Below are 22,218 nucleotides of genomic sequence, written 5' to 3' on the forward strand. Positions count from 1 at the left end.
GCCCCAAGACGATTATTCTATAAGAAAAGGGCATCACCTATGCAATACACAAAACTGGGATACACCGATATTGAAGTTTCCAAGGTCTGCGTGGGTTGCATGAGCTTTGGCGGGGCGGGCAAAGTGCGGGCGCTGGATGTAGCCTGAGCGCGGAGGATATAGCCGCCCTGGCGGAATGCTGCCTGCCGCATCCCATTGTGGGCACCACCAACGCTAACCTGCCGCAGGGAGTTGTGCTGCTGGGCGAGAAAAAGTAAAATAGAAATGGGATTGCACACGGAAAATTGTACCTACTGTGTGCGCTTTTTACATTCTGTCTATGGACGCGCAACCCGGTTATACGGTATACTATACCCAAACCGCCCGCTCACCTGTGACTACGGAGGTACACCTTGAAACAAAACCTGCTTGCCAAATTCTCGCCCTTCAATTTTTTGATGCTGCTCGTCGCGGGCATCATCAACGCTATTGGTGTTACGCTGTTCATTGCACCGGTGCAGCTGTATGACAGCGGCATTTCCGGCACATCGATCCTGCTGTCCCAGTTGACGCCGGATTATCTCTCGCTGTCCTTCTTTCTGGTGCTGCTCAACGTGCCGCTGCTGCTGTTCGGATTCAAGCGGCAGGGAGCGGTGTTCTCTGTCTACGCCATATTTGCGGTCTGCGTCTACTCGGCGGCGGCTTGGCTTATCACCGACGTGTTACCCATCGATGTGAGCATTGCGTCGCCACTGGCGGGAACAGACCTGTTCCTCTGCGCGTTGTTCGGCGGCATTATTTCGGGTGTCGGCAGTGGCCTGGCGATACGCTACGGCGGCGCGATGGACGGCATTGAGGTCGTGGCGGTCATTTTTGCCAAGCCGCTGGGGCTTTCAGTGGGCACGTTTGTCTTGATTTATAACGTGCTGCTGTACATTATATGCGGCGTGGTCATGGGCAGCTGGATACTGCCACTCTACTCTATCGTGACCTACGCGGCGGGGTCCAAGACGGTGGACTTCATCGTGGACGGCCTGGACAGTGCTAAGGCGGCCATGATCATTACGACAAACCCGGATGAAATTGCCCGCACCGTGTCGGAAGAGTTCGGCACCGGCCTGACAATTCTCGATGCCCACGGGTTTTACTCAGACACCCCCAAAACAGTGCTCTATGTCGTGGTCAACCGCTTCCAGACTGTCAAGCTGAAAACGTTCGTTAAGGCCATTGACCCCAACGCCTACATGGCCATCAGCCCGGTGGCTGACCTGCTGCATGGCAGCAAGGAAGAATCTATATGACCCCAAGCCCCTGCGCCAACTGCGGTGCAGGGACTTTTTGCCGACATAATCCGCCCATGCCCTGCACATCCTAATGCAAAAGCGAGGGAATGTGCTATGCGCAAACACAAATTTTTGCGGCGGGTATTGGCAGTGTTGGCCGCCTGCCTGCTGCTGGGGGCCGCCTGTCTGGCTGGCCTTGCCAAGGCACTGCCGGATACGTTTTACATCGACGGTGCACTGACCGATTTAAAAATCGCCGCCATGCCGTTTCTGTCCGTCGCGCAGCCCCGGCAGGGGAGCGTGGCGGCAGACAACGCCGTGGCCGATAAAAGCGGCAACGTGACGCTGACATTGCTGGGGGTTGTGCCCATCAAGACGGTGCGCGCGGTCAGCACCCCACGCCGCACGGTGCAGGTCTGTGGTACGCCGTTTGGGGTCAAAATGTTCTCCGACGGGGCACTGATTGTGGCGTTCTCCGACCGCTACACGGCATTGGGCAGTGAGAACCCGGCCAAGGCTGCAGGCCTGCGGCTGGGAGATTGGATCGTCTCGGCAGGAGAGCGGCCTGTGCGCAGCAACGATGACCTGACGGCGGCTATCCAGGCGGCGGACGGTGCATCGCTGAGCGTAGTATATCGCCGTGATGGCGTACAGCACACGGCGGCTCTGACACCGGCACAGGACGAAAAGGGACGTTATAAGGCGGGCGTCTGGGTGCGGGACTCTGGGGCGGGCATCGGCACAATGAGCTTTGTAGACGCCCAGCACGGCACCTTTGCAGGACTGGGCCATTCCATCAGCGATACCGACACCGGCACTGAGCTGACGCTGCTCTCGGGTGAAATTGTCCCGGTGACGATCACCGGCTGTATCCGGGGTGCGGCGGGCAGCCCGGGGGAACTGCGGGGCGAGTTCTCCGCTAAGGCGGTGGGCCAGGTGTTGGCAAACGATGCCGCCGGGGTGTACGGCAGCTATACCGGCGGTACGATCGGCCAGGCTGTGCCGGTGGCGAATGTGCAGGAAGTCACACCCGGCGAGGCGGAATTGTGGACGACTGTGCAGGGAACGACCGCGCAGCCCTATAAAGTACGGATCGAGAGGGTGACGATGACAGGCAGCGACCCGAACCGCAACCTGCTTATTAAAGTGACGGATGAGCGGTTACTGGAAAAAACCGGAGGCATTGTGCAGGGCATGAGCGGCTCGCCTATTGTGCAGAATGGGCAGCTGGCAGCCGTGCTGACCCATGTGCTGGTCAATGACCCAGCGAAGGGCTACGCCATCTTTGCGGCAACGATGCTGGAAAAAGCGGATGCTGTCATAAAGTGATGAGCAGTGCCCTATCTACCCGAACAGAGCGGGAAAAAAGTTGCCTGGGAAAATGACGTAAAATGGAATAGCGTGACGCTGCGTGTAATATTGCGGCGAATTGCGGCGAAATATAGGAAAACTTGTCGAACGAAAGTTAGCCTAAATTATGAAAAAATGCTCCATACCCTATTGCAGATAGTGGAAAAACATGGTAAAATTTCCAATGTAAGCAGAGCTTGAGCAAAGTTTACGCGCAAAGGAACGCGCAGCTCAGAAAGTATGGAGGATATGTGACGATGGAAAAGATCAAATTTGTGATGACCGACACTGACACGCAGGTGTCCGATGCTTGCAGACGTGCGCTGGAAGGAAAGGGAGTTTCCGTGACCGTCTGTGAGAAAAACGGCACCAAGGCGCTGGATGCACTGCTGGCGATCCACCCGCAGGCCGTGCTTCTGGATGCTTTTATGCCTGACCTGGATGCAATCACGGTCAAGCAGCGTTACGAGGCTCAGAACGCGGGCGGCAGCCGCACCACGTTCTTCGTCACCGGCGCGTTTCAGAGCGAGGAGATCGAGCAGGAACTGCTGGACAGCGGGTTCTCGTTCTTCTTCGTCAAGCCCTTTGATGAAAATGTACTGGTAAGCCGCGTCCTGAAAGCGGCCGGCAACACGATACGCCCGCAGATCGTGTCCCAGGACAGCGACGAACTCACCGTGACGGAGATCCTGCACCAGATCGGCGTACCGGCACACATCAAGGGCTACCAGTTCTTGCGCGATGCAATTTTGCTGACCATCAGCGACCATGGGTACATCAATGCCGTGACGAAGCGCCTCTACCCGGAGATTGCCAAGAGGAACATGACAACCGCCAGCCGCGTGGAGCGTGCCATCCGCCACGCCATCGAGGTGGCGTGGGACCGCGGAGATGTGGACACGCTGAACAGTTATTTCGGCTACACGATCCACAACCTGCGCGGTAAACCGACGAACAGCGAGTTTATCGCCATGATTTCGGATAAAATTCGCTTGGACAAAAAGCGCCACGCATAATGCCGCAGGGCAGGCAGCCCAACACCATGACGATAAGCAAGCAACAAAAATTTATAAAAACAAAAAATGTAAAAAAGCTCAAGTCTGTTACAAAGCACCGGGGCATATCCAACTGTATGGTGGATATGCCCCGGCGTTTTGTGAGATTTTTAAATGGGTGATTTAATTGGTTTTGACGGGCGTAGATGCCATATGTGGTTTCGCCGGCTTGGACAGTATCGAGTAAAGAATAGTTTTGGAGAGAGCCTGAATCCATTTTGCCCTCATCCAAAACGAAATAATCCCTATAATTTTCCCGGATTCTCCTTGACAAACCCATCTCCATCGTGTATAATTATATCCGTTGCTTGCCTCTGTAGCTCAGTCGGTAGAGCAGGGGACTGAAAATCCCCGTGTCATTGGTTCGATTCCGATCGGAGGCACCATTTTAAGCGGCCGTAGCTCATCTGGTAGAGCGCCACCTTGCCAAGGTGGAGGTAGCGAGTTCGAGCCTCGTCGGCCGCTCCACTTTTGACCACCCTTCGGGGTGGTTTTTTTGTGCCTCAATGCGGCAAAAATAGTGCATACCCTGCCTTTTGCCCATTGACGCGGCCTCTCTATAAAGGTATACTGAAGCTGTTCCCTGACAAAAGCAGGGAAGATTTGCGGTATATTAAAAAAGGAGTGCGGAATCATGAAAAACAATACCATTAAAACTTTCGTTGCCGTCGGCATCGGCGCAGCCCTGTTCTTTGTCCTGGGCCGTTTCGTAGCGATCCCCAGCCCGGTACCCAACACTAACATCAGCCTTCAGTACGCTGTTCTGGGTCTGCTGGCTGCTATGTACGGCCCTGTGGCTGGTGGCCTGATCGGCTTCATCGGTCACGCCCTTATCGACCTGTCCTGGGGCGGCATCCCGTGGTGGAGCTGGGTCATTGCCTCTGCCTTCACCGGTGTTGTCGTTGGCCTGTTTGCCAAGAAGCTGAACATCCAGGATGGTGACTTCAACAAGGCTAAGGCCGCTATCTTCGCCGTTGCCAACGTTGTGGCCCACGCCATTGCCTGGATCGTCGTTGCGCCTGTGCTGGACATCCTGATTTATTCTGAGCCTGTTAAGAAGGTCTTTGCACAAGGCGCTTTCGCCGCTGTGTCCAACATCATCACGGCTGTCGTGGTCGGCGGCCTGCTGATTCTGGCTTACACCAAGACCATTGCCAAGAAGGGCTCTCTGGACAAAGAGTAATCACGTTTGACCCCCGTATGCCTTCCCACGAACGCGGGAAGGCATTTTGCTGTTACAACAACTATTTCCCTGCGAGGTGCCGTATGGCAGAGACCAAAACACCCATCATATCCTTCAAAAATTTTTCGTTCCAGTACCGCGCCCAAAAGCAGCCCACCCTGCATGATATCAACCTGGATATCTACCCGGGTGAGCGCGTCCTGATTGCCGGTCCTTCCGGCAGCGGCAAAAGCACACTGGCAGCCTGCATCAATGGCCTGAATCCATTCTCCAACCCCGGTGAGTGTACAGGCAGCCTGACAGTAGACGGCGTGGATGCGCCCAACAGCAGCATTTTTGAACTGGCGGATCATGTCGGCACCGTGCTGCAGGATCCGGACGGCCAGTTCATCGGCCTGACGGTGGCGGAAGATATCGCCTTTGCGCTGGAAAACAGCTGCACCCCGCAGAAAGAAATGCACGAGACGACCCGCCGCGTCGCTGAACTGGTGGGAATCGAAAACCACCTGGATTACGCCCCGCACGAGCTTTCGGGCGGGCAGAAGCAACGCGTCAGTCTGGCGGGTGTCATGGTCGATGAGGTCAAAATCCTACTCTTTGACGAGCCGCTGGCAAACCTCGACCCGGCCACCGGCAAGCAGGCCATCGAACTGATCGACACAATCCAGCAAAAAACCGACGCGACGGTGCTCATCATCGAGCATCGCCTCGAGGATGTGCTCTGGCGCAGCGTGGACCGCATCGTACTGGTCAACGACGGCCGCATTTTGGCGGACCTGCGCCCCGACGAGCTGCTGTCCGGCGCACTGCTGGCCGAAAACGGCATCCGCGAGCCGCTCTACGTCACGGCTATGCGGTATGCGGGCGTTGCCATCACGCCTGAAAAGCACCCTGCTCACATTGATTCTGTCGTACTGGACGACGCCGACACCGCAAAATTGCAGGCCTGGTTCAAGGCCGAGCCGCTGCCTGCCCCCAAGCCCGCACCCCAGCCGCTGCTGGAAGTCAAAGGTCTGAGCTTCGGCTACAACAAGGGCCAGCACACCCTGACCAATGTAAGTTTCACGATTGGCAGGGGAGAGATGGTCAGCATCGTGGGTCGCAACGGCGCGGGCAAGTCGACCCTCTCCAAACTGATCTGCGGTTTTGAGACGCCGGACAGCGGTGAAATTTTCTTTGACGGCAAGAACTTGAAAGAAGAAAACATCCGCCGCCGCGCCAGGCACATCGGCTACGTTATGCAGAACCCGAACCAGATGATTTCCAAAACGATGATTTTCGATGAAGTCGCGCTGGGTCTGCAGGGCAGCGGCCTGAGCGAGGCTGACATCCGCGCCAAAGTCGAGGACACCCTCAAGATCTGCGGCCTGTATCCCTTCCGCAACTGGCCGATTTCTGCATTGAGCTTCGGCCAGAAAAAGCGTGTGACCATCGCCAGCGTGCTGGTGCAGGGCCCCGAGCTTATCATCCTCGATGAGCCGACAGCCGGACAGGATTTCCGCCATTATACGGACATTATGGAGTTCCTGCGCGGGCTGAATGCCAAGGGTGTGACCGTCGTGATGATTACCCACGATATGCACCTGATGCTGGAATACACGCCCCGAGCGCTGGCCTTCTGTGACGGGCGGCTGATTGCGGATCGCAGCGCGGCGGCCATCCTCTGCGACCCAAAGCTCATCGAGCAGGCGGCACTGAAAGAAACCAGCCTGTACACGCTGGCCAACCGCTGTGGCATTGCGCCCGCGGAAGATTTTGTAGAACGCTTTATCGCGGCTGACAGGGAGGTGCGAGCGCATGGCTGCTAATACCGTTTTGAACTACCTGCCGCGTAAAAGCGTGGTGCATGAGCTGACTGGAACAACCAAGCTGGCGTTCTTTCTGCTGTTCACCTTCGCTGGCATGATCACCTACAATACCTGGGTGCTGTTGGGGCTGATGGTCGTCAGCTTTGCGGCGTTCAAACTCAGCCACATCAAGCTGAGGGAAGTCCGGTTCATGCTGGTCTTTATGCTGGTGTTCCTGGCGCTGAACGATTTGTTCATCTTTTTGTTTGACCCCAACCAGGGCACGACGCTCTATGGCACCCGCACGGTGCTGTGCCATCTGTTCTGGCGGTATGATCTGACCGCTGAGCAACTGTTTTATATGTTCAACATTTCGCTGAAATATTTTGTGGCGCTGCCGGTGGCCATCCTCTTTATTTCGGCCACGAACCCCAGCGAGTTTGCCGCCAGCCTCAACAGCATCGGCATTTCCTACAAGGTCGGCTACTCGGTGGCGATTGCCCTGCGGTACATCCCGGATATCCAGCGTGACTACCATAGCATCAGCCAGGCGCAGCAGGCTCGCGGCGTTGAACTGGGGCGCAGCGAGCCGTTTTTCAAGCGACTGAAAAACTCGGTCAACATCCTGCTGCCGCTGATTTTGACGAGCTTGAACCGTATTGACACGATTTCCAACGCCATGGAGCTGCGCGGCTTTGGAAAAAGTGACAAACGCACCTGGTACACCCGCCGCCCCTTCGCCCTCCGTGATTTTATCGCGCTGGGTATCGGCGTCGCGCTGTTGGCGGTCAGCCTGACCGTGACGATCAAATTTGGTCGGTTTTATAATCCGTTTGTGTAAAAGAGCATAGAAATGTAAAAAGCGCCCCTGCGGATAACAACTCCGCTGGGACGCATTTTTTATGCCTTATAGAGCTGTAGGGGCCGGGCATGCCCGGCCCGCAAGCACCCCTTGAACACCCGTTTACGGTATACACCGTAGGGGCGCATTCTATATGCGCCCGTGGCCACGCACGGTCACGCAAAACACAGGATGGAAGAACATTAAAACAGCTGGAAAAGGCAGATAGTTAAAGTTGTTTCTGCGTAGGGGAGGGATTCATCCCTCTCGTGAACCTTGCAGGTGCCGCATGCGCCCCGGGAGACATAAATGCCTCCCCCTACAAAGTTCCCAACAGGCATCAGTCGGCCAGAAGCTGGCGGGCCGGGCATGCCCGGCCCCTACAACCCGGTCAAAAACACAGCCGCCCGCTCAGGCATCATCATACCTGGGCGGGCGGCTGTGTTATTGTATCAAAAGCTTACTGCATCAATCCGCAGACCAGCTGTGCATACGCCACAGGGTCTTCAATGGGCAGGCCTGCAATCAGCAGGGCCTGGTCATACAGCAGTTCGGCGTACTTCGCAACCTTGTCGGTATCACCGGCAGCATGGGCGGCTTTCAGCGCGGCAAAGACAGTGTGGTTCGGGTTCAGCTCCAACACCTTCGTGCTCTCGACGCCCTCGGCGTTGGGCATACGGCGCAGAACCTTCTCCATCTCCATCGAGATACCGCCCTCGGCGGAACTAAGCGTGACCGGGTGCTCCTGCAGGGTGGGGTTGACCTTGACTTCCTTGATTTTTCCGTTCAGGTCCTTCTTGATTTCCTCAAACAGGTCCTTGTTCTCGGTCTCGGCAGCCTCGGCGGCCTTCTTCTCGTCCTCGGTCTCCAGGCCCAGGTCACCGGTATTGATGTTCTGGAATTCCTTCTCCTTGTAGTCGTGCATGACTTGCAGGCAGAACTCGTCCACATCCTCGGTGCAGAGCAGCAGGTCATAGCCCTTGCTCAGCACCAGCTGGGCATTGGGCAGCTTGCCCAGGCGGTCGGTATCATCACCGGCAGCAAAGTAGATGCACTTCTGGCCCTCGGACATTTTTTCAATGTACTCATCTAGCGTGACGAGCTTCTGCTCCTTGGCGGAGTAGAACATCAGCAAATCACCCAGCAGGTCCTTGTGCATACCGTAGTCCCCGTAGACGCCAAACTTGACCTGACGGCCGAAGTTCTTCCAGAACGTCTCGTACTTCTCGCGGTCGTTGACCAGCATAGCGTGCAGTTCGTTTTTGATCTTCTTTTCCAGAGAACTGCGCATCAGCTTGAGCTGGTTGTCCTTCTGCAGCGTCTCACGGCTGATGTTCAGGCTCAAGTCCTCGCTGTCCACAACGCCCTTGACAAAGCTGAAATAGTCGGGCAGCAGGTCGCCGCACTTCTCCATGATCATGACGCCGGAAGCGTAGAGTGCCAAGCCCTTCTCATACTCCTTGGTGTAATAGTCATACGGGGTGGAGCCGGGGATGAACAGCAGCGCCGTGTAGGTTGCCGTGCCCTCGGTGCGGCTGGTAATGACCCGCAGCGGGTCGGTGTAGTCCATGAACTTGTTCTTGTAGAACTCGTTGTAGTCCTCGTCTTTGACTTCACTCTTCGGGCGCTTCCAGATGGGCACCATGCTGTTCAGCGTTTCCAGCTCGGTGTAGGTCTCGTACTCGGGCTTGTAATCGTCGCCCGCATCCTCCGGCTTCGGCTTCTGGCGGGATTTCTCACGGTACATCGTGATGGGGAAGCGGATGTAATCGCTGTACTTCTTGACGAGGTTGGTGATTTCGTAGTCTTCCAGATACTCGCTGTAATGGTCAGTGTCGGTGTCATCCTTCATGACCAAAATGATTTCAGTGCCGACATCGTCCTTGTCGGTCTCGGTCAGGGTATAGCCCTCAACGCCGGTGGATTCCCACTTCCAGGCGGTATCCTCGCCCTGGGCGCGGGAAATGACGGTCACTTTTTTGGCAACCATAAAGGCAGAGTAGAAGCCGACGCCGAACTGACCGATGATGTCGATATTGTCGCTCTGGTTCTCGGTCTTGAAGTCGAAGGAACCGGACTTGGCGATGGTGCCCAGGTTCTTTTCCAGTTCGTCCTTCGTCATGCCGATGCCGTTGTCGCTGATGGTCAGCGTGCGGCTCTCCTTATCGGGCTGAATGTGGATCTTCAAGTCCTCCTTCGTGATGCCGACAGACGTGTCGGTCAGGCTCTTGAAGTAGCGCTTGTCGCAAGCGTCCGAAGCGTTGGAAATCAGCTCGCGCAGGAAGATCTCGCGGTTTGTATAGATAGAATTGATCATCAGGTCGAGCAGCTTTTTGCTTTCGGCCTTGAACTGACGCATTGCCATAGTAGAAAACCTCACTTATACAAATGAAATTAGCACTCGTTTATTTCAACTGCTAAAGCTAGTTTAGCACTCTTTTTTATAAAGTGCAACCCTTGTACCGTATTTTAACAAAAAATTTAAAATCAGGGGTTTTCAAACAGAGAGATTTGCGGTATGCTAGAAATATATACGCAGCTTAAACGCCCCTTAAGAGGAGCCTTTAGAAATTTCCAGAAAGGACACCCACACATGAGCATCTACGGCGACCGCGCGTATGCGGCGTTTTTCAAGGGTTACAACTGCTGCCAATCGGTGGCGGTGGCCTTTGCAGAGGAAATGGGCATGACCGAAAAGCAGGCCCTGCAAATTTCCGCAGGTTTCGGCGGAGGGTTTGGACGTATGCGGGAGGTCTGCGGTGCGTTCTCCGGCATTACACTGGTGCTGGGGGCACTCTACGGCAGCGACGACCCGGCGAAAAAGACCGCGCTCTACACCGACGTACAAGCTCTGGCCGCCGAGTACAAGGCCCGCAACGGCAGGGGAAGCATGATCTGCAAAGAACTTCTGGGCCTGAAAGAACCCGAGGGCAGCCCCATCGCCAGCCCCCGCACCCCCGAATACTACAAAAAGCGCCCCTGCCCGGAACTCTGCCGCCTTGCTGCTGATATCATGGCGGAGTACATCGCGGCGCACCCTAAATAAAGAACCCGGTAGGGGCCGGGCCTAGCCGGCCCTCGGATTTGCCTGAACGGCCGTCTGCCATTGTGTTAAGGGTGGGGCATACCCCGCCCCTGCAACCGTGTTCCGTTCGTAGTGCGGCCAGCCCTCTGACCGCTGCCATGCCGCAACGTCCGGGGAAGGGATAAATCCCGCCCCTGCATATAAAATCAGAATCGAGGAAATATCCATGCAATTCTACAACCATACCCTCCCCAGCGGCGCAGCCCTCGTTGGCTACCTGAGGGACGAGACTGCCGAAATGCCCGCCTTCAACATCCGCCCGGCTATACTAATTCTGCCGGGCGGCGGCTACGCCTGGTGCAGCTCGCGCGAGGCTGACCCCGTCGCCATGCAGTTTTTGCAGGCAGGCTATAACGTCTTTATCCTGACCTACACCTGCCGTAAGGACGATACCCAGCCGCCGCTGCGCTGGCAGCCGCTGATCGACGCAGCGGGGGCAATTTTGCACATCCGCCGCAACGCGGCAAAGTTCCGTGTTGACCCCTTCAAGGTTGCCGTCTGCGGCTTCTCGGCGGGCGGGCATCTGGCGGCATCCACGGCCATCCTGTGGGATGCCGAGCCAGTGCAGAAAGCCCTCGGCATCCACGCCGAGGAAGCCCGCCCCGATGCTGTTGTGCTGGGCTACCCAGTTATCACGTCGGGCATCATGACCCACGGCGGCTCCATCAAGAATCTCTGCGGCGACGACGCTGAACTGAAAGCCACCATGAGCCTGGAAAATCAAATCCGCGGCGACCTGCCGCCCTTCTTTATTTGGCACACGGTGGAGGATGGCTCGGTCCCTGTGCAGAACTCACTGCTGCTGGCGTCGGCCCTGACCGAGCATAAGGTGCCGTTTGAGCTGCATCTCTTCAACCACGATGGCCACGGCACCAGCACCTGCACGCGGGAGGTCAACACCCCCAACGCCCACAACCGCGCCTGGGTGGATCTGTGTACGGACTGGCTGGCCGACCTCTTCAACTATCACCTGTAAGGAAGATGACAAAACATGAAGATCATGTTTTACACATTGCGCCCCTTTGACGAGCAGCAGTATTGCGAGCCGTACAAACAACAGTACGGCATCGACTATACCGGCACGCCCGGCGTGCCCACGCCGGAGAACCTGCACCTGGCCGAGGGCTGCGACGCCGTCAGCACGAACCCCTGCGAGATTCGGCCCGAATACCTGGAAGCCTGGGCCGGGATGGGCGTAAAATACCTGCCCTGCCGCAGCATCGGGTATGACCATATCCCGCTGGATACCGCCAAAAAATTGGGTATGCGCATCAGCCACAGCCACTACCCGCCGGAGGGTGTGGCAAACTATACCATTATGTTGATTTTGATGTGTACCCGCAAGATGAACCAAATCATGCTGCGCGCCAACGTGCAGGACTACTCGCTGCCCGGCAAGATGGGCCGCGATATCTCGGACTGCACAGTGGGCGTCATTGGCACCGGCAAGATTGGCCAGACTGTCATTCGCAATTTGAGCGGTTTCGGCTGCAAGATGCTGGCCTACGACCTCTACCCGAACGACGCTGTAAAGAAATACGCAGACTATGTCACGCTGGACGAGCTGTATGCCCGCAGCGACGTCATCACGCTGCACACGAACGCTACGGCGGAAAACCACCACCTCATCAACGCCGACGCCATCGCCAAGATGAAGGACGGCGTGCTGTTGGTCAACACGGCACGCGGCACCCTCATCGACCCGGACGCGCTGGTGAACGGGCTGGAACGCGGCAAGATCGGCGGCGCGGGGCTGGACGTCATCGAGGACGAGACCGGCATCTGCTACTACAACCGCATGGGCGAGGCCATCCCCAACCGCGAGCTGAACCTGCTGCGCAGCTACCCCAATGTTATCCTCAGCCCGCACACGGCGTTCTACACCGATGTGAACGTGGCAAACATGGTCAAATCGCCCTTTGAGGCGCTGGACGCCTACGCCCACGGTCGGCCCTACGCAGGCGAGGTGCAGCTGTGACGGCTGTCAACGTGGAGCCGGGCCGCTGCGGTGAAAACTGGGATAGCTGCCCGCACCTGACAACAGGGGAGACGTTTGATTTTGCCTGCGCAGGCTGCGGCGATTGTTGCCGCAAACGGCGGGATCTGGTGCTGTCCGGGTATGACCTCTACCGCATTGCGCGGCGACTGCGGCTGTCGCCCCGCATCGTGGCATCGGCCTTCTGCAAAAGCTATGTGGCCGATACGACCTGCCTGCCTGCGCTTCGGCTGACGCCCGACCCTAAGACCGGGGACTGCCGCTTTTTTGAAGGTAGCGCCTGCGCCATCCATGCCGCAAGGCCGCTGGCCTGTGCGCTCTACCCGCTGGGCCAGAGCATTGATACCGTGACAGCCAGGATGGAGTATTACGTCCAAACGCCGTTGTGCGGTGCGCGGGCAGGGAAACGAACCTTGCAGGACTACCTGAACGATGCCGCCATCCCGGATCGTGAGGGTATCGACGCGCGCTGGGCCATCGTCTGCACGCAACTGTCCCAGAAATTGCAGGCCGCGGGTGGGCAGAACAATCCGCACTTCTCTGCCGCCGCCAAGCGCACGGAGCGCGCCCTCTACTACGACTATTCCCTTGGCGACGAGTTCTACCCGCAGTTTTACCAAAACATAGAAATTTTGATGCCGCTGCTGGATAGGATGCTGTAAATCAAAATTAGTAGGAATCGGGCATACCCGGCCCTCAACTTTCCCATAAACGCCTGCGGGCCTCCCTGCTGCGGGCCGCATATGTGCGGCCCCTGCCGAACAATAACAAAAGGCGCTGTGACCACACCGGCCACAGCGCCTTTTCTATCCAAAATCAGCAAATATAAAATCCGCCTCTGCCGCCGCAGCAGCACCAGCTCAGCACATTGCATACCAGCAAATACAGCCAGAACGACAAACAAAACGATCCCGGGCGGCCGCTGGGCTGGGCGTAGGGCTGCTGGTAGCTCGTGTAGCTGCGGCCCGGGCTTTGCAGCTGGTCCAGCAAGTTCTGATAGGCGTAGTTGTTCGGCTCCATCGATACCGCCGTGCGGGCTTCCTCCTGGGCACGGATATTGTTGCCAAGCCCCTGGTTGGTCAGCGCGGCGTAGTAGTGCCACTGCGCCGTGCGGTTGGCGGTGGGGATGCCGTTCAGCGTGTTCATGGCTTCCTCATAGAAGCCGCTGCGGATGTAGTTTGCCGCCGCACGCAGCTCGGGGTCGCCTGCGGTGCTGCCGTAGCTCTGCCCCCCGGTTGAACCGCTTGTGCTGTAGTACCCGAACCCGAACGGCCCAAAGCCGAATCCGCCCCCGCTGAAGGGGTCCTGGTACTGCTGGCCGTACCCGCTCTGGCCGTAGGATTGGCTGCTTTGCCGGTACGTCGCGCCGCCGCCCTGCTTGATGCGCATGATCTCGCTGTATGCGGCCTGCACTTCCTTAAAGTGCTCCTCGGCGGAAGGGTCGTCGGGGTGCAGGTCGGGGTGGTATTGCTTGCACTTTTGACGGTAGGCTTTTTTAATCGTTTCGTCATCGGCACCGGGAGTGATGCCCAATACGCTGTATGGATCAGTCATGTCTACGCCCCTCCCGGTGCTTACGTACCAGCGCGTATTTGCTCCACACGCCGGAATAGATCGTGTTGTACAATAGTTTCCCCTCCGGGGTATCTTTTAATATCGGCAGCATTTCAAACGGCTGCGCACAGCGGCCCATCTGCTGGGTCAGCAGCTCGTGGCAGCGCTGCTCATAGGCGGCAGGCGGCAGTTCATCTGCCAGCTGACGCAGTGCGTTGAAACGTCCTTTTTTTTCGTCTTTTTCCAAATCATCATAGGCGTCCATCAAATAGATAAAGCCGCCCAGGCCCTGCCCCATGGCCCGCAGCGCCGGGGCCCAGATGTCGTCGCGGCAGGCGAAAACATCGCCCAGCAGCGCACCGAACGCATTGCACAGCGCGTCCAGGTCGTGGCTGCCTGCGCTCTCCAGGGCGTTCAGCTTGTCCAGTGCGTCGGTCATCGTCTGCATCTGGCGGGGCCAGCGTTCCCGCAGGGCGGGCAGCTGCGGCTCCAGCTTTTGCGCTTGGGCCAGGCTGGCACGGCGGTGGTCATCTTGCCAATCGTCCATAAAGTTATAGTACGCCAGCGCGGCGGTCATGTCGGCGGCGTAGTCCATAAACTCATTGTCAGCCCTGGGCCGAGGCTTGATGGGGTGCGGTGCGCAGCGGCCCGCTGTGTAGGCGGTGGGGACGTCGTACAGCGCCGTCAATAAAATGGCAACGAACGCCATGTCATAGCTCAGCGCCAGCTGCCCGGTGCGGCCATAACGGCGGCCCAGCGCCCGGCAAAGCCCACAGTAATAGGCCTGGTAGCGATCCATGTCGGCGTCTGCCAGCCCCTTGCGATAAATCGTAACATATCCAAACATCGGGCGTCAACTCTTTTTGATGAACTGGTTGCCGCACTTGGGGCAGGTGATGCTGATTTTGCCGCGCCCACGGGGCACGCGCAGCTGCTGACCGCACTTGGGGCAGCGGTAGTAGTGGTAGTCCTTGCGCTGCTTGAACCGCACCTGATACTTGCCCAGCCAGGTCGTTACGCGGTTTTGGTAGGATAAGTATTTGAGATTTTCGGCATAGCGCTTGCGGGTGTTGCGGCTGAGAATGCGGAAGTAGCTGTAAATGATGGCTGCCAGCCCCAGCCAGTAGAGAATCGGCGACACCCACGCCCCAATCACAATAAGGATGAGAGAGGCAATGCACAGAAACCCGCCGAACTGGTCAAACCCATAGCGGCCGGACATAAAGCGCTGAAACCAGCCTTTCATTTATAAAAACCACCTTTTTGCGGCAAAGCCGCATTGTTTACACTTTAGTATGACATATAAATATGGGCAAATCGTGAACAAGCGGGAAATAGAATTTGAACAAAAGCTAGATTTAATCAGCATCTATATGTGCTACAGGTATATAGACTTTTTTCAACGGAATCATTTTTTTGTATTTTTCGCTAAGGTCATCATAATACTTTAAAATCAAATCAACTAGCTCGTTTCCGTTGATTCCCCGTATGATTGGTGTGTGTTGTAAATAAACTTGTGCATTCTTCGCATAATTAGAAAGCGATACAAACAAACCGTAATCGCCCTCGTGCATAGCACCCTTTAAAGATTGAATTGTGGTTTCTTTGATGTCGCTGTCTTGACTTTTGACTTGAACCAAAATGCGGGGCGGCAGTTCGTCCTTATAAGCTATAATGTCAATTCCATGGTCGCCGCCGTGTGGTGAGACGGTTGTTCTGTAACCCATTGCACGGAGCAAGTCTGCAACGAAATATTCAAAATCGAATCCTTTTAGATTTTTACTTAATTCTTTCAGAATGAAATCCTTTGTCGATTCTATAATATCATCCGCAGTAGCAGCAACACTTTCGTCCTCATCGTCTGGCACTGTGCTGCTGGCAGAAAAATTTTGGTCGAGAGCAGCAAGAAACTCATCTGCGTATTTTTTTATGGCAAAAAAAGACATTATAGAGCCTACCTCATATAAAGCTCCTTGAGAGAAAAAGGTTCTCGGTAAATGCTTTATCCACTTTACAGTACGTTGCTGTACATATTCAGTCGCAGAGGGAACATAAGTATAATTGCCTTCAATAATACCAATGTTGATTTTGCGGTCACTTTTAGATGGGAAGATTACATAATCACCGATTTGCATTTCGTGAATGAAACGAAACAGCATACCAGAACTGGTTGGAATGGAACCCTTTTTAGCGGCAGGGTAGGCTGTAATGTAGTGAGATTTGAAAGCCTCGCGAGATGCCTCGATTTTTGAAAGGTCTCCAAAAGCAGGCCAACCGAGAGCAATTTTGTTTCCGTTCAAAAACAATTTGTCATCTTGTGTATGGATTCCCCATACGTTACACTCATTATTTGAAGTTGCCATATTATACCTCTGTAAAGATGGATTAAATAAAGATGAATTTTAGAAGTGCACCATCTTCACCACACACTCCACATGTTTCGTCCGCGGGAACAAATCCACCGGCTGCACCTCCACAGCCTTATAGCCATGCTCGGCCAGCCAGCGGGTATCGCGGGCGGCGGTGGCAGCGTTGCAGCTGACCATGACCACGGTGCGCGGGGCCATTTCGGCAATGGCGGTCAGCGTGGCTTCGTCGCAGCCCTTGCGCGGCGGATCCACAACAATTACATCGGGGCGGGCCCCCTCGGCGGCCAGCTGGGCCGCAGCGGCACCGGCATCCTGGCAGCGGAAGTCTGCCTTTTCTGCGCCCAGTCCCAGCCGTGCAGCGGTCTCCTTGGCACCTTCCACAGCCTGGGGCACGACCTCGACGCCAACAAGGCGCTGGCAGTCCGGCAGCATCGAAAGCCCGATCGTGCCCATGCCGCAGTACAGGTCCAGCAAAAAGTCGTCAGGCTTCAGCCCGGCATACGCCCGCGCCTTGGCGTATAGTACTTCGGCGGCGGGGGTGTTGACCTGGTAAAACTCGTGCACGCCCATGTGCAGCGGCACCCCGGCCAATGTATCCTCAATAGTGCCGGGGCCGGCGGCGGTGCGGGTCTTGCGGCCTAAAATTACGTTGGTGCGCTCGCTGTTGCGGTTAATCAAAATCGTCGTTAAATCAAATTCTTTTTGCAAAACAGCGCAAATTTCAGCCTCATTTGGTAGGCCGTTGCCGTTCACCACAAAGCAGAGCAACCGCTGGCCGCTGTGCCAGCCCTGACGCATATACAAATGGCGCACACGGCCGGTGTGGGTTCCCTCGTTGTAGGCGGTGATGCCGTTCTCTTCCAATAATTCGCAGGTGCGGGCGGCAAGCTGGTTCATCCACGCGGGCTGCAACTTACAGTCGCTGCATGCCACAATGCGGTGGCTGCGCCCGGCAAAGAACCCGGTCACGATATGCCCGTTTTCATCGGTGCCCACCGGCAGCTGGACTTTGTTGCGGTAACGGTCCACCGCAGGGGCGGCCAGCACATCCAGCACCGGCACATCCAGCTTACCCAGGCGGGCAAAGGCGTCGCGCACAAACTGCGTCTTGGCGGCGCACTCTGCCTGGTAGCTGATATGCCGCAACCCACAGCCGCCGCAAGGCCCGGCCACCGGGCAATCCTGCTGAATGCGGTTCGGCCCGGCGGTGATGAGTTTTTCCACGCGACCAAAGGCGTAGGTTTTCATCGGCTTGACAATGCGCACCTCGGTCACATCGCCGGGGGCAGTCAGCGGCACAAAAACGGCCTGGCCGTCCTGATGGGCCACGCCGCTGCCGTCGTTGGAAAGAGACTCGATCTGCAAAGTTACGATCTGGTTTTTCTTAAAAGGCATAGTTGCTCCTTGTAGTTACGGATTGATGGGCTGCGGCGCAGCCTGTGCTTCTTTTTCCAATGTGACAAGATACTTGCTCGGCGGCACGCCCTTGACCTTTTTAAAGACGCGGGAGAAATAGAACTGGTCAAAAAATCCCACAGATACGGCGATTTCGGCAATCGACAACCCGGAATTTTTCAACAGGCTGCACGCCTCGCTGATGCGGTAACTCGTCAGGTAGTCAATGGGGCTTTGCCCGACGTTGGACATGAACACGCGGTACAAATGGCTACGGCTGACGCCGACGGCCTGGGCAATGTCGTCCACCGAGATATCGTGGGAGTAGTTGAACTGGATAAACTTGATGGCGGCCAGCACATACTGGCTGCTGGACGACCCAACGTTCGGCATGGCGTCGCGGGCTTCCTTCATCAGGTGCGCCATAAAAATGTACAGATAGCCGGTCATCAGGGCTTCGTTCTGCGGCTCGGTCCCGCGGGAAAGATAGATATTATACAAAGCCTCGCGCACGGTCTGCGGGTCCTTGCAGTGGTGAACCGGGTGAAGCTCCGAGAATGGTGTCTGCTGCACCAGCTTATTGGCGCACGCGCCATTGAAACCGACCCAGTAGTATTCCCAAGGGTCGGTCTCGTCGGCAGCGTAGGTGATAAGCTGGTTGGGTTTGGCCAAAAACAGATCGCCCGCCTGCAAAGTGTACGATGCACCATTGACCTGGTAGACGCCCTTGCCCGCCACAACCAGGTGGATTAGGTAGTGGTCGCGCACACCGGGGCCCCACGTGTGGCCCGACAGGCAGGGCTCGTGCCCGCAGTTAAAAATCGAGAGCTCAACATTGTCCGTATAGCTCTGCTTGTAGGATTGTTTCATCTCATTGATGGTCATGGCTGCACCTCGCTTGCATAGTATCTCTATTATAGCAGAGGATTCATCAAAAGTCCATAAATGCGGCGCAAAAACTGTTTGCATTTTTTGCAGGATTTGCTATACTGAAAACAAGAAACACGCAGGCCGCCGGCTCCTTGGCTGCTTGCCCAAAAACATAAGGCTCAATTTGTGCATAATTACAAAAAGAGCTGTTCGACAGGAAAGGTGAGTGGAATTATGGCAAATACCATTGAACTCAAACAGCAGATCGCGCAGGGCGAATACGACGCCTCATTTACCAAGCTGTACGGTGCAGCTGCTGTGCAGGAGCAGCGCAAGCGCTATACCGACCTGATCAATGAATTTGAAAAGGCTTACGGCACTGAGCGCACCGTCCGTCTCTACTCAGCCCCCGGCCGCACCGAGATCGGCGGCAACCACACCGACCACAACAACGGTGTCGTGCTGGCAGGTTCCGTCAATCTGGACATGGTGGCCGTTGTATCTCCGAACGAGGAAAACGTCATCCGCGTCAAGTCCCTGGGCTTTGACAAAATCGACGATGTTGACGTCAACATCCTGACCCCGCAGCCCCGCGAGGCCGAGCATTCTGCCTCCCTTATCCGCGGCGTTGCCAAGGGCATTGTGGATGCAGGCGGCAAGGTGGGCGGCTTTGACTGCTACTCCACCAGCAATGTGCTGCGCGGTTCCGGCCTGTCCAGTTCGGCGGCGTTCGAGGTCTGCATCGGTGCCATCCTGCGCGGTGAGTACAACAACAATGACATGGGAAAATTCAGCCAGGTCAAAATTGCCCAGATCGGCCAGTACGCCGAGAATGTGTTCTTCGGCAAGCCCTGCGGCCTGATGGACCAGACCGCCTGCGCCGTCGGCGGCGTCATCACCATCGACTTCAAGGATCCGTCCAAACCGGTCGTGGGCCAGACAGCCATTGACCTGGCAAAGCATGGCTTTGTCATGTGCATCAGTGACACGAAGGGCAGCCACGCCGACCTGACCGACGACTACGCCGCCATCCGCCGCGAAATGGAGAGCGTCGCCGCGCAGTTCGGCAAAAAGGTCCTGCGCGATGTCGACGAGGATGAGTTCTACAAGGCCATCCCGCAGCTGCGCAAGGCCGTGGGTGACCGCGCCGTCGTGCGTGCCATCCACTTTTACAATGACTGCCGCCGCGCCGCGCAGCTCTGCGACGCCGTGCGCGATGATGATTTTGATACCTTCCTCAAACTCATCATCGAGGGCGGCCATTCCAGCTTTGAGTTCAACCAGAACGCGTACAGCATCAAGGCCCCGAAGGAGCAGGGTGTGCCCCTGGCTTTGGCCCTGAGCCAGAAAGTGCTGAACGGCCGCGGCGCCTGGCGTTTGCAGGGCGGCGGATTTGCGGGTACCATCCAGGCGTTTGTGCCGGTGGACCTGCTGGATGCCTACAAGGCGGCCATCGATGGCTGCTTCGGCGAGGGGAGCTGCCATGTGCTGAACATCCGCAACTACGGTGCCGTACCTGTTACGCCCGATATGTAAAATCAGATAAAGCATAAAAAACACCGTACCAGTGCAGAAATGTGCCGGTACGGTATTTTATATTACGCCTGTAGGGGCCGGGCATGCCCGGCCCGCATGCTTACGGCAGACACCCTCTTATCCGTAGATTTATAGGGAAGAATTTTGCTCCCTCCGCGGCGGCCTGAGGACAGGCCGCCCTACAGGATTACATTTTCTTTCGCAAGATCCATATTCCCAGTGCCAGCATCCCGCAAACCACTATGGTAAACACCGCATGAATCTGTATACTCAGATACCACGGTGCAGATTGCAGCGCATACAGTCCGGGGTGGGCGCGGTAGTCCCAGCAGGTGTACGTTGTCATGCCCAAAAACACACCGAGGAAACCCCCGAGGGCGGCCTTCAAAATCCCATACAGCTTTTTCATGAACATTGTCCTTTGACCCATTCGTCCAAAAACGACATCTGCTCTTCGGTGTGGAACCAATGCTCGCCGTTTGGCATGACCGTAATAGGCGCATGGACTTTCTGCGCAAACGCGGCCAACGTTTCATAGGAGGTCAGATTGTCTTTTTCGCCGTACAAAATGCAGGTTGGTACATCCCACACAAGCGGGTGTGCCCGCACGTAGCAGAGATACTCCCACGACAGGGTTTCGCCAAAATCGGTGGCGACTTCGCCCTGCGCGTGCAGCACATTCTCCGTCACCCCAGCCCAGCCCATCATATCGGAAATGAGCGTTTCCATATTCACGATGGGGGAGATAAACAACGCTCGGTCAATAAACTTCTCGGATAACGAGCTCATCGAGAAAAATGCCCCGATGCTGTTTGCCAGCAGTACGACCGTATCGTACTGCTGGCGCAGAGGTGTGAAAAATGCCGTAAACTCCGAAACAGCGTCCCAAGGTGTCTGTGCCTGATAATCGAATCCGATGACGTCATACGCAGAAAACAGTTTCTTGTAATGTTCGGCTTCCGCCGCCCTGCCGCCCTTTCCGTGGATATATACAACCAACTTTTTCATAGGTGATTTTTCTCCCAAATCAGCGCCAACCCCTTAAACAGCAGGTCTGCGTCATAGATGACTTTGCGCTTGCAGCAGGGGGTGATGTACGGTGCAAGCCCGCCGGTCACAACCACAGTCAGCGGCTGGCCCAGTTCTGCCTCCACGCGGTCAGCCAGTCCGTCCAGCTGGGCGGCAGTGCCAAACATGGCCCCGTTGTTCAGTGCAGCCACCGTGTTGGCACCAATCAGATGCTCGGGCGGCTCGGGCGCAATGGGGGGCAGCTGCGCCGTGCCCGCGCTGATGGCCCGCAGGCTGGTCTGTACGCCGGGCACGATGAAGCCACCCAGAAATTCACGATTGGCCGAGATAACATTGTAGGTCGTGGCCGTGCCCAAATCGACGGTCATGCAGGGCAGGGGATAGTGCGCGGCGGCCGCTGCAGCATCGGCCAGACGGTCACGACCTACCTTCGCCGGCTCGTCCACTTGAAGGGTCAGCCCGGTATCCAGCTCACAGCTGACGATGAGGGCCTCTTTGCCGGTCAGCCGCTTGCAGGCGGCAGCCAGCACGCCGGTCAGCCGGGGAACAACGCTGCATACAATGACGCCCTCACAGGCCGTTGGCTCCACGGTCAGGCGGTGCAGCAAAAATTTCATTTCGGCGGCATACTCGTCCACGGTGCAGCGGGGCCGCGTGACCATGCGGGTGGTGAACGCGATTTCACGGTGTCCTGCCCCCGCCAGCCCGCCAATGCAGATGTTGGAGTTGCCGATATCGACTGATAGAACCATAATAAATTCCTTTTATAGATAAGAGATAATAGATAAGAAATATGGTGGATCGCGTCGCTTTGCGCCGCACAAAATTATTATACTTGTTTGCATATAAGGCGTCAATCTGCTATAATAACCACAATACAAATTTTGTTTTCGCCAAAGGCGAAAA

Annotated in this window: 21 protein-coding genes and 2 tRNA genes; 13 read left to right on the top strand and 10 right to left on the bottom strand. The window is 56.4% G+C overall.

Annotated elements, in window-relative coordinates; all coding sequences use genetic code 11:
* Nucleotides 1–392: 392 nt before the first annotated feature.
* The 8 genes from GPK89_RS14480 (at nt 393) to GPK89_RS14515 (ending at nt 7,478) form a co-directional block, all read left to right on the top strand.
* Nucleotides 393–1,280 (top strand): YitT family protein, encoded by an 888-nt coding sequence (locus tag GPK89_RS14480; RefSeq protein WP_346344863.1) that lies wholly within the window; start codon nt 393–395, stop codon nt 1,278–1,280.
* 96 nt (nt 1,281–1,376) lie between these two features.
* Complete coding sequence (gene spoIVB, locus GPK89_RS14485) at nt 1,377–2,591, top strand: SpoIVB peptidase (RefSeq protein ID WP_215694222.1); 1,215 nt, start codon at nt 1,377–1,379, stop codon at nt 2,589–2,591.
* Nucleotides 2,592–2,869: 278 nt separating this feature from the next.
* Complete coding sequence (spo0A, locus tag GPK89_RS14490; RefSeq protein WP_215694225.1) at nt 2,870–3,628, top strand: sporulation transcription factor Spo0A; 759 nt, start codon at nt 2,870–2,872, stop codon at nt 3,626–3,628.
* Nucleotides 3,629–3,977: 349 nt separating this feature from the next.
* Nucleotides 3,978–4,053, top strand: a tRNA-Phe gene (locus GPK89_RS14495).
* 6 nt (nt 4,054–4,059) lie between these two features.
* A tRNA-Gly gene (locus tag GPK89_RS14500) sits at nt 4,060–4,135 on the top strand.
* A gap of 166 nt (nt 4,136–4,301) precedes the next feature.
* Nucleotides 4,302–4,850 carry an ECF-type riboflavin transporter substrate-binding protein gene (locus GPK89_RS14505; RefSeq protein ID WP_215694227.1) on the top strand — a complete coding sequence of 183 codons (549 nt, stop codon included), beginning with the start codon at nt 4,302–4,304 and terminating at the stop codon, nt 4,848–4,850.
* A gap of 83 nt (nt 4,851–4,933) precedes the next feature.
* Entirely contained in the window at nt 4,934–6,658 is a 1,725-nt protein-coding gene (locus tag GPK89_RS14510; protein WP_215694229.1) for an ABC transporter ATP-binding protein, read from the top strand.
* A complete protein-coding gene (locus tag GPK89_RS14515) occupies nt 6,648–7,478 on the top strand; it encodes an energy-coupling factor transporter transmembrane component T family protein (RefSeq protein ID WP_215694231.1) in 831 nt (276 codons plus the stop codon). The genes GPK89_RS14510 and GPK89_RS14515 overlap by 11 nt, the downstream gene beginning before the upstream one ends.
* Before the next feature lie 460 nt (nt 7,479–7,938).
* Here the strand turns inward: GPK89_RS14515 and htpG are convergent, their stop codons facing one another.
* Nucleotides 7,939–9,843: a molecular chaperone HtpG gene (gene htpG, locus GPK89_RS14520; RefSeq protein ID WP_215694233.1), complete on the bottom strand. Its 1,905-nt coding sequence runs from the start codon at nt 9,841–9,843 to the stop codon at nt 7,939–7,941.
* A gap of 228 nt (nt 9,844–10,071) precedes the next feature.
* Between htpG and GPK89_RS14525 the strand changes: the two genes are divergently transcribed.
* The 4 genes from GPK89_RS14525 (at nt 10,072) to GPK89_RS14540 (ending at nt 13,221) form a co-directional block, all read left to right on the top strand.
* Nucleotides 10,072–10,524 carry a C-GCAxxG-C-C family protein gene (locus GPK89_RS14525; RefSeq protein WP_215694235.1) on the top strand — a complete coding sequence of 151 codons (453 nt, stop codon included), beginning with the start codon at nt 10,072–10,074 and terminating at the stop codon, nt 10,522–10,524.
* 205 nt (nt 10,525–10,729) lie between these two features.
* Nucleotides 10,730–11,539: an alpha/beta hydrolase gene (locus tag GPK89_RS14530; protein ID WP_215694237.1), complete on the top strand. Its 810-nt coding sequence runs from the start codon at nt 10,730–10,732 to the stop codon at nt 11,537–11,539.
* A gap of 15 nt (nt 11,540–11,554) precedes the next feature.
* Complete coding sequence (locus GPK89_RS14535; RefSeq protein WP_215694239.1) at nt 11,555–12,541, top strand: D-isomer specific 2-hydroxyacid dehydrogenase family protein; 987 nt, start codon at nt 11,555–11,557, stop codon at nt 12,539–12,541.
* Nucleotides 12,538–13,221 (top strand): YkgJ family cysteine cluster protein, encoded by a 684-nt coding sequence (locus GPK89_RS14540; RefSeq protein WP_215694241.1) that lies wholly within the window; start codon nt 12,538–12,540, stop codon nt 13,219–13,221. Before GPK89_RS14535 ends, GPK89_RS14540 begins: the two co-directional genes overlap by 4 nt.
* Nucleotides 13,222–13,375: 154 nt before the next feature.
* On the opposite strand, the gene GPK89_RS14545 is transcribed toward GPK89_RS14540, so the two are convergent.
* The 6 genes from GPK89_RS14545 to GPK89_RS14570 form a co-directional block, all read right to left on the bottom strand.
* Nucleotides 13,376–14,113 (bottom strand): J domain-containing protein, encoded by a 738-nt coding sequence (locus GPK89_RS14545; RefSeq protein ID WP_215694243.1) that lies wholly within the window; start codon nt 14,111–14,113, stop codon nt 13,376–13,378.
* The gene (locus tag GPK89_RS14550) at nt 14,106–14,960 is read right to left on the bottom strand and encodes a DUF5685 family protein (protein WP_215694245.1); all 855 of its coding nucleotides are present in this window, start codon (nt 14,958–14,960) and stop codon (nt 14,106–14,108) included. The genes GPK89_RS14545 and GPK89_RS14550 overlap by 8 nt, the downstream gene beginning before the upstream one ends.
* A gap of 6 nt (nt 14,961–14,966) precedes the next feature.
* Nucleotides 14,967–15,359, bottom strand: a complete 393-nt coding sequence (locus GPK89_RS14555; RefSeq protein ID WP_215694247.1) for a zinc-ribbon domain-containing protein — start codon at nt 15,357–15,359, stop codon at nt 14,967–14,969.
* A 112-nt stretch (nt 15,360–15,471) separates the two neighbouring features.
* Nucleotides 15,472–16,476, bottom strand: coding sequence for a restriction endonuclease (locus GPK89_RS14560; RefSeq protein ID WP_215694249.1), 1,005 nt, complete (start codon nt 16,474–16,476; stop codon nt 15,472–15,474).
* Between the two features lie 39 nt (nt 16,477–16,515).
* Complete coding sequence (gene rlmD, locus GPK89_RS14565; protein ID WP_215694251.1) at nt 16,516–17,877, bottom strand: 23S rRNA (uracil(1939)-C(5))-methyltransferase RlmD; 1,362 nt, start codon at nt 17,875–17,877, stop codon at nt 16,516–16,518.
* A 15-nt stretch (nt 17,878–17,892) separates the two neighbouring features.
* Nucleotides 17,893–18,762 carry an AraC family transcriptional regulator gene (locus tag GPK89_RS14570; RefSeq protein WP_215694252.1) on the bottom strand — a complete coding sequence of 290 codons (870 nt, stop codon included), beginning with the start codon at nt 18,760–18,762 and terminating at the stop codon, nt 17,893–17,895.
* Nucleotides 18,763–18,981: 219 nt separating this feature from the next.
* Here GPK89_RS14570 and GPK89_RS14575 point away from each other — a divergent pair, with 219 nt between their 5' ends.
* Complete coding sequence (locus GPK89_RS14575) at nt 18,982–20,283, top strand: galactokinase (RefSeq protein ID WP_215694254.1); 1,302 nt, start codon at nt 18,982–18,984, stop codon at nt 20,281–20,283.
* 187 nt (nt 20,284–20,470) lie between these two features.
* Here the strand turns inward: GPK89_RS14575 and GPK89_RS14580 are convergent, their stop codons facing one another.
* Genes GPK89_RS14580 through GPK89_RS14590 form a run of 3 tightly spaced genes read right to left on the bottom strand, consistent with a single transcriptional unit; the run spans nt 20,471 to nt 22,064 of the window.
* Nucleotides 20,471–20,692 (bottom strand): hypothetical protein, encoded by a 222-nt coding sequence (locus tag GPK89_RS14580; RefSeq protein ID WP_215694256.1) that lies wholly within the window; start codon nt 20,690–20,692, stop codon nt 20,471–20,473.
* Entirely contained in the window at nt 20,689–21,291 is a 603-nt protein-coding gene (locus GPK89_RS14585) for an alpha/beta hydrolase (RefSeq protein WP_215694257.1), read from the bottom strand. The genes GPK89_RS14580 and GPK89_RS14585 overlap by 4 nt, the downstream gene beginning before the upstream one ends.
* Nucleotides 21,288–22,064, bottom strand: a complete 777-nt coding sequence (locus GPK89_RS14590; RefSeq protein WP_215694259.1) for a type III pantothenate kinase — start codon at nt 22,062–22,064, stop codon at nt 21,288–21,290. Before GPK89_RS14590 ends, GPK89_RS14585 begins: the two co-directional genes overlap by 4 nt.
* Between the last annotated feature and the right edge of the window lie 154 nt (nt 22,065–22,218).

It is taken from the genome of Gemmiger formicilis (genome assembly GCF_018784445.1).
Classification (GTDB): domain Bacteria; phylum Bacillota; class Clostridia; order Oscillospirales; family Ruminococcaceae; genus Gemmiger.